Annotated in this window: 9 protein-coding genes; 7 read left to right on the forward strand and 2 right to left on the reverse strand. The window is 49.9% G+C overall.

Features of this window, described 5'->3' with window-relative positions; translation table 11 throughout:
- Positions 1 to 61: 61 nt before the first annotated feature.
- The gene (locus L6H98_RS16625; RefSeq protein WP_236416777.1) at positions 62 to 1,030 is read right to left on the reverse strand and encodes a bile acid:sodium symporter family protein; all 969 of its coding nucleotides are present in this window, start codon (positions 1,028 to 1,030) and stop codon (positions 62 to 64) included.
- A gap of 141 nt (positions 1,031 to 1,171) precedes the next feature.
- Here L6H98_RS16625 and L6H98_RS16630 point away from each other — a divergent pair, with 141 nt between their 5' ends.
- The 4 genes from L6H98_RS16630 to L6H98_RS16645 all read left to right on the forward strand — a co-directional run bounded on the left by L6H98_RS16630 (position 1,172) and on the right by L6H98_RS16645 (position 8,296).
- Positions 1,172 to 1,642 (forward strand): DUF6376 family protein, encoded by a 471-nt coding sequence (locus L6H98_RS16630; protein ID WP_236416778.1) that lies wholly within the window; start codon positions 1,172 to 1,174, stop codon positions 1,640 to 1,642.
- Positions 1,643 to 1,843: 201 nt separating this feature from the next.
- On the forward strand, positions 1,844 to 4,258 hold the full coding sequence (locus tag L6H98_RS16635) for a polyprenyl synthetase family protein (protein WP_236416779.1): 2,415 nt from the start codon (positions 1,844 to 1,846) through the stop codon (positions 4,256 to 4,258).
- A gap of 526 nt (positions 4,259 to 4,784) precedes the next feature.
- Positions 4,785 to 6,530 carry an ABC transporter ATP-binding protein gene (locus tag L6H98_RS16640; protein WP_236416780.1) on the forward strand — a complete coding sequence of 582 codons (1,746 nt, stop codon included), beginning with the start codon at positions 4,785 to 4,787 and terminating at the stop codon, positions 6,528 to 6,530.
- Positions 6,527 to 8,296, forward strand: coding sequence for an ABC transporter ATP-binding protein (locus L6H98_RS16645; RefSeq protein WP_236416781.1), 1,770 nt, complete (start codon positions 6,527 to 6,529; stop codon positions 8,294 to 8,296). The genes L6H98_RS16640 and L6H98_RS16645 overlap by 4 nt, the downstream gene beginning before the upstream one ends.
- Positions 8,297 to 8,410: 114 nt before the next feature.
- On the opposite strand, the gene cyoE is transcribed toward L6H98_RS16645, so the two are convergent.
- Positions 8,411 to 9,340 (reverse strand): heme o synthase, encoded by a 930-nt coding sequence (gene cyoE, locus L6H98_RS16650; protein ID WP_236416782.1) that lies wholly within the window; start codon positions 9,338 to 9,340, stop codon positions 8,411 to 8,413.
- A gap of 580 nt (positions 9,341 to 9,920) precedes the next feature.
- Here cyoE and L6H98_RS16655 point away from each other — a divergent pair.
- From L6H98_RS16655 to L6H98_RS16665, 3 genes are all read left to right on the forward strand, one after another.
- Positions 9,921 to 10,841: an NAD(P)/FAD-dependent oxidoreductase gene (locus L6H98_RS16655; RefSeq protein ID WP_236416783.1), complete on the forward strand. Its 921-nt coding sequence runs from the start codon at positions 9,921 to 9,923 to the stop codon at positions 10,839 to 10,841.
- Between the two features lie 248 nt (positions 10,842 to 11,089).
- Entirely contained in the window at positions 11,090 to 11,680 is a 591-nt protein-coding gene (locus tag L6H98_RS16660) for a TetR/AcrR family transcriptional regulator (protein WP_236416784.1), read from the forward strand.
- A gap of 80 nt (positions 11,681 to 11,760) precedes the next feature.
- Positions 11,761 to 13,224 (forward strand): DHA2 family efflux MFS transporter permease subunit, encoded by a 1,464-nt coding sequence (locus L6H98_RS16665; RefSeq protein ID WP_236417043.1) that lies wholly within the window; start codon positions 11,761 to 11,763, stop codon positions 13,222 to 13,224.
- The last annotated feature ends 160 nt before the right edge of the window (positions 13,225 to 13,384 follow it).

A 13,384-nucleotide genomic window follows, 5' to 3' on the forward strand; every position in this document is an offset into this window, starting at 1 on the left:
CCAAAAAAGCCGACAATTCATGTTGTCGGCTTTTTATATTGTTTTTTTCATAAAAACCTTTCTACGCTGCGGTCGTTTTATCCGCTTTTTGCAAAATTTGAAAGCGCCGGTTCAGCAAGTATCCCGTGAGGGAGGCAAGCATCTGCTGGAAAACCATGCCCAGCACCACCGGAACGGCAACGGGCGGCGGAAAATACGATACGGCAAGCACGGCTCCGGCACTGATGTTCCGCATGCCGCCGTTAAATACAAGCGCCACCTGGTCCGCTTCGTTCCAGCCAAGCAGCCGGGCAATCAAATAGCTTAACGCATAACCGAGTCCCGCGAGCGTAATGATCACTACGGCGAGGCCAACCAGCCTCCAGTTCAAGTTAGCCAGATAAGGGGCAACGACCGAACCGTTAATGGCAACGACGGCGGCCATGAACAATTTGGTGAACGGATTGAGCCGCGGTCCCCAAGTTTTCACGATGCTACCCTTGGTCCACTCATTGAGCAGCATGCCAAGCAATGACGGAACGACGATCATCCAGAAGAGGCTGCTCATCATGGCCCATATATCCAACTGAACGCTTGCGCCGACGAGCAAAGACAGAACGCCTGGTACGATAAATGGTGCAAGCACCGTATCCACCAAAATGATGGACAGTGTCAATGCGATGTTGCCTTTGTAAATGCTGACCCAGATAAAACTGCTCACGCCGGTCGGAATGACTGCAGCAAGCACCAGGCCCGTGATGGTGTATGCATCGGTCGGAAAGGTCATATAACCCATGCCGAGCGCGATCAAAGGCATGAGGAGGTGCAGAATGAACAAACAAATGAATAACGGAAACGGCTTCTTGAGCACATTCAGAAAATCACGAAATCCGAGGCTGATGCTTCCTGCAAACGTCATGAACGCGAACAGCCAGGGGGAAAGAAACGTATAGGACGAGAGTACGCTTCCGCATAACACGCCGATTATGATGCTAGTCGGAGTAATCAGAGGCATGAAACGATTCAAACGGGCATTTAGAGTATGAAGCATATGAATGACATCCCTTTACCATGTGATTCCTATATTATACATCAAATATGGAAGCATGCAGGCACATTTGCAATAGGGGGGCCCGAGCGGCTATCATAAATTTGAAATATACCAATTTCAACGATGTGAGGAGAGGGTGACATGTACAAAACAAAACGCAGGCATACCGTGATGTTGGCAAGTTTGGCTTTGACGGGTGCATTAATCTTGTCGGCATGTTCGCTGGTGGACCAAGCCAATGAAAGTTTGAATTACGTCAGCGGAGCGAGCGAATATATAAACGGAATCACAAGCGCAGGTGCAGAACTGCAGGAGCTTGCATCAGGCGCGATGAACAATCCGGAGACGACTGCGCAAATTCAGGAGAAAATCGATCAAATTCAGGCACATGCGAGCGAGTTCTCCCAGCTTTCGGTGCCGGCCATCGGGGAAAGCATTCACGAAAACCTGGTGAGTTACAATGACCAGCTGACGGCGGTCGTGAACGAGTGGGAGAACAGCATTGCGGAGCAAGGATTTACGATCGAACAATGGGAGCAGAGCGGAATTCCTGAATTGATCTCCAACATCAACCAATTGCAAGGCGCCATAGAGGGATTGAGCGGGAGTTAGATTGGGAAATACGGGCAGAGCCGGAATAGCAAACAGATTGAATAAGGTCAGGACAATATCCGATGTCACACTGTTCAGTCGGGCATATTGTCCTTTTTTTGTTGTTTTGTCCGAAACGGCACATATACATAGAAAGACAAATTCGTAACCAAATGCAACGAGTGCCGTATAACATGTTTAACATTATGAGAAGTTGAGGTCATGCATCCGATGAATAACGAACTGGCAGCAGTACAATTGAGTTTCAGACATGAAGATCGCGCGAATCAAGCCTATGTTCAAGCCGAACAGAAGGCAGCCGGATATTTTGCTTCACTGCAAGAGCAGCTGGCTGCCGGCTCGCATGTCCCTTTACTAGCCCAGGATTTTCAAATTTGGCAAAAGCATCACGTTCAACCTTTTTCATGGCTCTCCTTGCTGGTTCGCAACCAAAGAAAACCGGATTCCAAGGATGTTCATAGATATCTTCAATGGTTAGACGCAGCTGGCAAACTGGATTCTTATCTGGATCGCAGCATCTCCTATATTTTCATGCGTGATTTGGGAAAAGCCCTTCATTCTCCCGATACAAGGCAGCGTATCGACCGTGTCATACAGGATACAAAGAAATACTTCCTGAGCACCAATGACACCCGGCGGAAGCCCGGTTTGGTTAGTCCGGCGCTATTCTACCGCTGGGGAAAAAAAGAAAAGGTGGAACCGGCGGTCATCTGGGTCATGAACAAGCTGAAACGCGTCGCCGCCAATCTCCCCAAGGAGCTTGATGCGGAGCAAGCGCAGCGGAAGCTGCTCAAAATCATTCTCGGCGTGATCCTTCACGTCGATGACGAAATGAACGAAATGACGCCTGCGGATGAGCGGGCGAAACGGTTTGATGCAGCGATCAGGCTCGGCTACTCCTACGGTTTGACCTATCCGTTCATCGACGATCTTTTGGATTCCCAAGCGTTGAATGCGCAAGAGAAGCGCCAGTATTCCGAGTTGATCCGTGAAGCGTTGTTAACCGGCCAAGTGCCCGAGATCGGGCAGTGGAAAGGGACGAACGTTTCCATGATCCGGTATGTTCATGCAGAGCTTCGCGAAGCGTTTGAGTATATAAGTCATTACCAAAAAAACGAAATGCAGCAGACGTTTTTTGATCAGGCTTATGTTTTCTTTCAATCCCAGGAGACGGACCGGGCCAAAACCTTATCCAATGCGCATTATACGAATGAAGAATTGTATATTCCGATCATTATCAAGTCTTCATCCTCCAGGTTGATCGTTCGTTCGGTGTTAAGCTCGCCGCTTGATGAAGGCTTCGATCTGCGAACGTTCTATTACGGGATTTATAACCAGTTGGCAGACGATTTTGCCGATATGAACGAGGACATGCAGGCAGGAGCGGTCACGCCTTATACGTATTATTTGAAATACCGCGACCTGCGGCCGGACCTTATTAATCCCTATGAATTATATTGGGCGGTGATCGCCTATTTGATCCATGAAGTGTACCAGTCCGATCCCAAAACGCGCGAGGTCATTCTCGCCAGGGCCGTGAACGGTCTGAAACGTTGCAAAGAACGCTTGGGGCAAGAAGAATACGACAAGCTGATGCACACCTTTGCTTCTGGACAGCCGGAGCTGAATCGTCTGGTGCAGAATATGGTGCGCAAAGCGAATGATGTCGATTTTCTGGACAAATTGCTCCGGGACGAGGTCGTCGCTCATTTACGAGCCGACAAACAGGAAAAAGAGGAGTTCCAGCAAACCATTCGCGAAGTTCGCGAGCAAATCAATGTGGAGCTGCAAATCACGAAACCTGCGGGTACGCCAGAGATGAAAGCGACGTTAATCGATGCCGCCAACTACAGCCTTCAGGGGGACGGCAAACGCCTCAGGCCGATCCTGACGTGGGTGATGGGTGTGCGGGAATACGGAATGAACCCGTCCGCGATTGTCCCGCTGCTGAGATCGCTCGAGTACATGCACACTGCTTCCCTGATCTTTGATGATCTGCCCAGTCAGGACAATGCGGATGTGCGCCGGGGACGCTCGACGCTCCACCAGGTACACAACAGCGCTACGGCGGAATTGACCGGGCTTTACCTCATTCAGCGCGCTATCGGAGAGCAGTCGTCGCTGGAACGATTTGATCCGGAAGCCGTGCTCTCGCTGATTCGATACTCTGCCGAGAAGGCGGAAGACATGTGCATGGGGCAGGCGATGGATTTGAACTCCCGAGGGAAGATGCTGACCCTTGAAGAGCTGAACATGATTTCGTTTTACAAGACAGGCCTTGCCTTCGAAGCTGCGCTTGTGATGCCTGCCATTTTGGCCAAGGTAGATGAGCGGGAGATGGCTTGCTTGAAAAAATTTGCCTATCATGCAGGCATCGCTTTTCAAATCAAGGATGACCTGCTCGACCATGAAGGGGAATCATCCGTGCTGGGCAAGCCGTCCGGGCAGGATGCCAAAAACAACAACTCCACCTTCGTATCCATCCTGGGTTCGGACGGTGCGCAGAAACAGATGTGGGAACATTTTTACAGCGCCTCGGAAGCACTGGACGAAATGTCGAAACCCGTTCCTTTCCTTAAGCATTTACTGGATTATATTGTCGGACGCGAGCGTTGATGGAATGCAGGTTTTGAAACAATTAACATTCGAGGAAATATGTTCTTGACGGATTGCGTGATAGCGCATAAAATTAAAAAACAAATAAGTGCGAAGGGTGGTTAATGAACATGTTGGTGCCTCCAGTGAATTCCATAACGATAACTGAATAGGCATGGACATGATGACTTAACTGAGAATGCACCCGTCAAGTTGGGCGTTTGGACAGTCTGTTTATGCCAACCTGTTCTTTGAACGCTCATCCATATTGCATGCAGGAATTAAGACTTCATTCGCCGAGTCAAGGTCTTCTTGTGGTCTGAAGCTGTAGATGAACATTCATCTACAGCTTTTTCGCGTGCATATCCCCAGTCCGCACTTATTTAAAATGAATGAAAGGTCGGTAATGAAACCATGACAAAATTCAAAAGCAACGCTGCTCGTTTAATGCTGTTCAAACCCATCGCGTCAGACACGTCATAGCTTTCAAACGTGATCCAAAGGGAACCCTTTTCACAGACAAAGCTAAAGCATTGGGGGGAACGACGTGTCCAAACAAGAAAAAAGCTCCATGTTCTGGCTGCTGAAATATTTGAGGCCGGTCAAAGGAAAGCTCGCGCTGCTGCTCGTACTGCTCCTGACGTCAACGGGCCTTCAACTGCTGAATCCCCAGATCATTCAGCGATTCATTGATACTGCTGCCGAGGCAGGCCTGGTCGGGCAGTTGTTACAGCTAGCAGGGTTGTTTCTGGTCGTCGCGGTGGCGAACCAGTTAATAACGGTAGCGGTAAGTTATATGGGGAATGACGTCTCGTGGCGGGCGACCAACAAGCTGCGGGGAGACCTGCTTAAACACTGTCTGCGCCTGGATATGAGATTTCACAATGTCAAAACACCCGGTGAGATGATTGAACGGGTGGATGGGGATGTCACGCATATCTCGAATTTCTTCGCGATGTTTATCGTGCAGGTCATCGGCAGCTTTGTGCTGCTGGGCGGCATTCTTGGATTCATGTTTTCGGTCAATGTGCCGATTGCGCTTGTTATGACCGCATTTACGCTGTTATCCGTGCTGTTTATGGTGCTGATCCGCAATCTTGGTGTCAATCCTTCCAAAAACGAACGGGAAGCGAGCGCGTCTCTGTTCGGTCTGATTGAGGAACGGATTGCAGGCATTGAGGACGTGCAGGCGAATGGTCATGTTCCGTACGTCATGAACCGTTTTTATCGGTTGATGCGAATGGTTTTTCTGAAAGGGCGCCGGGCCTGGATGATGCGGGTTGTGCCTTGGAATACCACGGTTGTATTGTTTGCCGTTGCAGTAACGGTCGTGCTGCTGCTGGGAATTCGGGATTTTATGGAAGGCACCATCAGCCTGGGGACCTTGTTCCTCATTTATCAGTATACGCAGATGCTGAACGATCCCATTGAACTGTTGGGAGATCAGGTGCAGGAATTCCAGAAGGCCAAATCCGGCATGCTTCGTTCCAGCGAGCTGTTGTCGCTTCGCAGTGAAATTACGGACGGAAGCGAACAAGACTTGCCTGAAGGCGCGCTGGGATTGGAATTCGACCAAGTCTGCTTCAGCTACAATGAAGATAAACCCGTACTGCGCAATATCAGTTTCAAGCTGAAACCAGGCGAACGGCTTGGGATCATCGGACGAACGGGAAGCGGGAAGTCCAGCCTCAGCCGTGTTCTGCTGCGATTGTATAACATCAATAGCGGAACGATTCGTGTGGGGGGCAAAGACATCACGCAGTTAACGCTTCCTGCATTATACAGAAGGGTAGGGATGGTTACACAGGACGTGCAGCTGTTTGACGGCACCTTGCGTGACAATCTGACGTTGTTTAATCGCGAAGTGTCGGACGAACGCATTCTGCAAACGACGGCCAGGCTGGGCCTTCGTCGCTGGATCGACGAACAGCCGAACGGCCTGGATACCCACTTGTCTGCGGGAGGTGCGTCCCTGTCTGCCGGGGAGGCGCAATTGTTTGCGCTGACTCGCGTTTTCCTGACCGAGCCCAGTCTCGTTATTTTGGATGAACCGTCTTCCCGCTTGGATGCGGCAACGGAGAGCATGCTGCAAACGGCCGTCGACGAACTGATGAAACGGTGCACGGGAGTCATTATTGCCCATCGTTTGGCGACGCTGGAACAGGTGGATCAAATCATGGTGCTGGGGGACGGAAAAATGCTGGAATTTGGCCCGCGGGAAGAGCTTGCGGGCAGCCCGTCATCCCATTACGCCCGCTTGCTTGCGACGGGAAGAGAGGAGGAACTTGCATGACCATTACCGGATTTATTTCCCGATTATTTCGGTTTAGGCCGTTTCTATTTATCATCAATGGCTTGTTGTGGACGGTTTTTCACTCGCTTCCGCTGGCGATCGGATTGGGCATGCAGTGGTTTTTCGACCGCACAACGGCGGGATCGAACGATTATCTGTGGCTTGCCGTTCCGCTTATTTTCATTGCGCTTACCCGGATCGTCAGAGTAGGATCTTTTTTCGTGGCTTTCTATGCCTGGATCACCTATGTGTATCATATTCAGGCGATTCTGCGCACCAACATGCTGGCAGGCATCATGCGCTGGCCTGGCCGCAATCTTCCGGCTTCGCCCGGCGAGGCCATGAGCCGTTTCCGAGAAGACGTGGACGAATCGGTCGAATACGTGGAGTCCTGGGTCGATTTCTGGGGCAGGCTTGTGTTCGCGGTCGTGTCCATTGCGATCATGTGGAGCATTAACTGGAAAATTACGCTGGTTGCCGTACTTCCGCTGCTGGTCGTCACATTGCTTAACAATTTGTCTGGCAATCGTGCCCGCCGTTATGCACAAAGCAATCGGGAAGCGACCGGTCGGATCACCAGTTACATTGCGGAAAGCTTTGGGGCAGTCCAGGCGCTGAAGCTTGGGCAGGCCGAAGATCATGTGGCGGCGAGATTTGACCAATTGAACGAGGAGCGCCGCCAAGCTGCATTGCGTGACAATTTGTTCAAGCAGTGGATGAGATCGCTGAACCAGCATGTGCTCAGCATTTCTACGGGATTGATTCTGCTGATGTGTGCGGCGGAGATGAGAGCCGGAAACTTCACGGTCGGCGACTTTGCCCTGTTTACGTCCTATCTCGGCAATATCGGATTCAGCATATCTCTGTTTGGATACATGGTTTACCAGCATAAACGGCTGAAAGTATCCTTTGACCGCATGCGCACCTTGTTCCGGCCCGGGGAAGAAGACCGCATTATGGAATTCAGGGAGACTTACTTGCAGACAGACCCGCCTGAACTGGAAGAGGTTTCAAGTGTAACGGGAGACCGGTTGAAAGAGCTTGAAGTGCAAAAGTTGACGTACCGCTATCCGAATTCGCCAAATGGCATCGAAAACGTCTCCTTCCGTTTAAAACAAGGACAGTTTCTCGTCGTGACGGGACGAATCGGCTCGGGAAAGTCGACCCTTGTCCGAGCGCTGCTGGGACTTCTGCCTATGCAGCATGGGGAGGTCACCTGGAATGGAGCGAAGATTGATCCCGCTACATTTTTGATGCCGCCAAGAGCGGCCTATACGCCTCAAGTTCCTCGCTTGTTCAGCGATACGCTGAAAGAAAACATCGTCCAAGGCAAGCGCGGAAACACGGATGAAGCGTTGGCTGATTCGATTCGGCTTGCCGTCATGGACCAGGACATTCAGCAGCTGGATCAGGGGTTGGAAACGTCCGTGGGTCCAAGAGGCGTCATGTTGTCCGGAGGACAGATCCAGCGTGCGGCAACGGCGCGCATGCTGATGACGGGCGCAGACCTGCTGGTGGTGGACGACTTGTCCAGCGCGCTGGACGTGGAGACGGAACAGCAAGTATGGGAGGGGCTGTTCAAGGAAACGGACATGACATGCATTGCCGTTTCTCATCGGCGCGCCGCGTTGTCCAAGGCCGATCATATCATCGTCATGAAGGATGGGCAGATCGAAGCCGAGGGTACATTGGAACATTTGCTGGCGACCAGCACGGAAATGCAATTGTTGTGGCAGGGCGAGGAACTGCCTGTCAAAGCAGGCTGATTTTTGGAGTTATGAATAACGGACTCGATGGATAAGCGTTAAAATGCAAAAAAGCCGTACAGGCGACTCGTTGCGGAGTTGATCTGTACGGCTTATATATGTTATGAACCTGGATTATTTGATAAGCAGGGCAATCAGCGAGTACGCAATGATCACCAGGAACACGAGCGTAATATGGTTGATGGAGAAAATGAACATGTTTTTGGACCATTTTTGCGTCTCATTGCGATCAAACGTGGCCACGCTGAGAATGAGCCAAACCAGGCTGACCAAAAAGGCAAAGATGGCGATGAACGGGCTCATTGGCCAGAACAAAAAGCTGGACAGCACGAGCAGGACCAAGTAAACGTTGGTTTGAATATACGTCCGGCGAATCCCTTTGACTACCGGAAGCATGGGAACGTTCGCAGCTTTGTACTCATCGAATCTGCGAATGGCGATCCCGTAGAAGTGAGGCATTTGCCATAACAGCATCGTAACGACCAGTGCCCAAATTTCAAAATGACCCAGGTCTGAAGAAATCGCAGCCCAACCGATCAAAGGAGGGACGGAACCCGAAAGACTGCCGACCTCGGTATTGTAAACCGTAGTACGTTTTGTCCACATCGTGTAAGGGAAAACATAAAGTAAAAGTCCCAAAATCCCGAAAACGGCCGCAAGCGGGGAAGCGACGTATAACAGGATGCCGCCGATAATGGTAATGCTTATCCCCAAAATCAGGCCGGATTTCGTGTCCACTTGGCCGGTAACGGTTGGCCGTGTTCTGGTCCGCTCCATGATGGCATCGATGTCGCGGTCGTACAGGTTGTTGAATACCCCGGCTGCGCCAATGATCAAGGAAGAACCGATAACCGACAAAATGATCGGTACGATATTGTCCAGGAAAGAGGCATTAAACACATACAGTGCAAGGCTCAAACCGGCAAGCATGGCGATGAGGTTGGATTTGATGATGCCGACTTTGATCGTATCGAAAAAGACTTTTGGAACCGAGCTATACTCTAATCTGATTTTGGGTTGTGACCCGTTATTTAGTGTTTTCAAATACTCACTTCCTATATCCATACTTATATATCTCGGTACTTATTATAACATCATGTTTAATATGTGAAAGAAATTGCGTTTTAGTATTAAAAATAATGTCATTTGATTGTGAACAATTTAAAAACAACACTTTTTTTAATTGTTAAAAACGAAATTCTGTGTTAAGTGATTCTTATCTCCATCAGTTGAACGAAGTTTTTTACACGGAGCCACTACGAGGTCAGAAATATCTTCCGATCGCTGTTATCCCCGGATTTTTTGAATCCCTTTAGTTAAGGAGGAAATCTGGTGATAAGCCTATGCTTACGATGCAGCTTTCTTTCAGAAAGCTTTTAGAACGCTCCGCTTCTCCAGATTCTTTCTGCCCTTTCCGTTACCGTGTAAAATGTATAGTTCAACTTATATCGATAAAAGGGTATAGATAATGATGGCTAAAAAAAGCTTGCGAGTCATGCCTTTTATGTTTATTATAGACTTAAAATATCTTTAATAGACATTATAGTCGTTTGAAAAAAGAACAAAAACGACTTATTTTTTGTTCTAAATTAGAGATATTAAATATCTGTAAAGGGTGATATGTGTGAGCAAAGTTATAGATGTAGCTATCATCGGCGGAGGGCCTGCCGGGTTAAATGCAGCGCTTGTGCTGGGCCGTGCAAGAAGAAATGTTGCGGTGATTGACGACGGGAAGGCCAGAAACCGGATTACTCACGCGACGCACGGTTTTTTGACGCGCGACGGGGTAACGCCTGCAGAGTTCCGTATCGTGGCCAAGGAGCAAATCGCCGCGTATCCATCGGTGCAATTCATTGAGGACACTGCATCCTCCATTACGGGTGCGGATGGCATGTTTGAAGTAGTGACCGCCGCAGGCACGGTTATTCACAGCAAAAAAATACTGTTTGCCGTGGGCAAAAAGGATAAACCGCTCGGCATAAAGGGATTGCAAGAGGTTTATGGGAAGAGTGCTTTCGTTTGCCCTTTCTGCGACGGATGGGAGCTCCGGGATCAGACGCTTGTCCTGATATCAGACGGAGCCAAGGCGATGCACATGGCCAAACTGCTTTTGGGATGGACAAGCCGGGTTACGCTTTGCACCAATGGTCCTGATGGTCTGACGGATGAAGAACGTCATGATTTGGAGCGCCACGGCATTCCTGTGCTGGATTCTCCGATTGAAGCGATTGAATCCAACGAAGGAATCGTTGACCATGTTCTTCTCAAAGACGGTCGACTCATTCCGTGCAGAGGCATTTTCTTTGCCCCGACCTTGGTTGCCGGATCGGAATTGCCGGGAACGCTGGGCTGCGAGATGACCGAAACCGAGTCGGTGGTGGTTAATGAACAAGCGAGAACGACGGTGCCGGGCGTATTCAGCGCTGGAGATGCCGCATCGGATATGTATCAGGCCATTGCAGCCGCGGCGCAGGGATCTATGGCGGGTGCAATGATCCATAGTGAGCTGTGCGGTGAAGAATGGAACGGCGTCAGCAGCCAATAAACGATGCTCTGTATTATTCGAAGTGATCCCGCTGTTGATTACGATGTGTAGAGATCATGAACGGATTGCATTCTTATAGTAGAAACACGTTCCGAAGGGCTTTCCCGGAATTTTTTTCGGCGGAAGCCCTTTCATTTTAAATTTTGAATATTCTTTTTTTAAAGGATTGACATCGCTGGGCGAAGCGGTTTTAATTATATAGACCGATCGTTATAATTTTTAAAATTGCTTTAAGGATGTGGCCGTTTTTGAGTGAAAAGTCCAATGCCAGAGAAGCCATCGTTAACACAGCCGCCCGACTGTTTTTTTCACAAGGGTATCATGCGACAGGCCTGAGCCAGATCATCAAGGATAGCGGAACGCCGAAAGGTTCGTTGTACCATTATTTCCCCCATGGCAAAGAAGAGCTTGCTCATGAATGCATCCAGAAAACGAATGAGCATATTTTGCAAAAGTTTGAAGAAACGTTTGCAGCTCATGACAATACGGGGGAGGCGATTCTGCAATTCGTTCAGGACATGGCCGAGGATACCGAAGCTGCCGGGTTTACGGGCTTTTTGCCTTTCAGCCTGTGGGCTGCGGTTGAGACCTCCTGCATTAGCCATGACCTGCGTCAGGCTTGTCAAGGCGTGTTTGCGGACTGGCAGAACGCGATCACCAAACATCTGGTGCTTGACGGAATTAACGAGTCCAAAGCAAAAGAGCTGGCCCTGCTCATGATTTCCTTGATGGAAGGAGCACTGATTATCAGTTTGACCAATCAGGACAAACAGCCTTTGGTCACGGCTGCCGAATATTTGTCCGCGGTTGCAAAAAATGCGAGACAAGCCAAAGCATAAATTTGGTTTGTACAAAAGAGAGAGTTATATTGGTTGAGGAGGATGGGATTTTGGAGGCTTCCATGAAAGCTGGTTCAGCAATGAACCAACAAGAAACACAGCAGTACAAAGTGCTGCCGATTTTGTTCGCGATGCTGCTGAGCGGTTTTATCGGGCTATTCGGAGAAACTGCGCTGAACGTGGCATTGACGCCATTGATGGAATTGCTTGAGGTAGGACCGACAACGATTCAATGGTTGACGACAGGTTACCTGCTCGTTCTGGGTATTCTCGTTCCGGTGTCGGGGCTGCTGCTGCAATGGTTTACGACAAGACAGCTGTTTACGACATCGTTGATTTTCTCCATTGCAGGCACGCTGGTGGCCGCGATGGCTCCAAGCTTTGAAATGCTGCTGGTGGCCCGCGTTCTGCAAGCTGTGGGTACGGCCCTGTTGTTGCCGTTGATGTTTAATACGATTTTGGTTATTTTCCCTGTAGAACGACGCGGTTCCGCGATGGGGCTGATCGGTCTTGTCATCATGTTTGCTCCGGCCAGCGGCCCGAGCATTTCCGGTTTGATTTTGGCTAATTTGAGCTGGCACTGGATCTTCTGGATTTCGCTGCCGTTCTTCATTATCTCCTTGGTATGCGGATTGATGTTCCTGCCGAACATTTCGAAGTTGACCAAGCCCAAAATCGATGTGTTGTCGATCATTTTGTCCACGCTCGGTTTTGGCGGTATCGTATATGGCTTCAGCAGCGCAGGCGGTCATGGAGACGGCGGCGGAGGCTGGTCCAGCCCGGTTGTTATCGCCACACTGGCCGTAGGTGCGCTGTCCTTGCTGGTGTTCAGCATCAGACAGCTCAGAATGAGAGAGCCGATGATGGATATGCGCGCGTTTAAATTCCCGATGTTCACCATCGGTCTGATCCTGATCTTCATTTGTATGATGATGATGCTGTCGTCGATGCTGATCCTGCCGATGTATCTGCAGCAAGGGATGGCTGTGACGCCGTTGATGGCGGGTCTGGTGCTGCTGCCAGGCAGCTTGCTGAACGGATTTTTGTCGCCGGTCATGGGACGCCTGTTCGATAAATTCGGACCAAAATGGCTGGTGACGATCGGCCTTGCGATCGTTGCCGTTGTTCTGTTCATGTATACACGGATCGAACCGACAACATCCCTGGGCATGATCATCACGATGCATATCTTCATGATGATCGGCATTTCGATGATTATGATGCCTGCCCAAACGAATGGTCTGAATCAATTGCCGCCGGCGTATTATCCGCACGGTACGGCAATCATGAACACGCTGCAGCAGGTTTCGGGTGCCATCGGCACGGCCGTCGCTGTCAGCATTTTGGCTGCAGGCCAGCTGAGCTACCTTAAAGGCGTAAGCAATCCGGAAAGCCCGGAAAGTCAGCTTGCTGGTTTCACGTCCGGCGTGCAGCATGCGTTTATCTTTGCGCTTGTGCTTTGCTTGCTCGGCTTCGTGATCTCGTTCTTCGTAAAACGGGTGAAAGTGGGCGCGCAGCAAGGACAGCAAGGGCCGATGCATTAATACTCATCAGCTACCATAAGCAAAACGATGCTTTCCTTTAAAAGGAGAGCATCGTTTTTTGTGTTTTGAGAATTTAACGGAGGACCGTTCTTCACACCTTGGTATCGGTTTGGGCAATCGTGCGACATAACTAGCTATCTGTCAAGAATACATCTTGGGG

It is taken from the genome of Paenibacillus sp. JJ-223, assembly GCF_927798175.1.
Classification (GTDB): domain Bacteria; phylum Bacillota; class Bacilli; order Paenibacillales; family Paenibacillaceae; genus Paenibacillus; species Paenibacillus hubeiensis.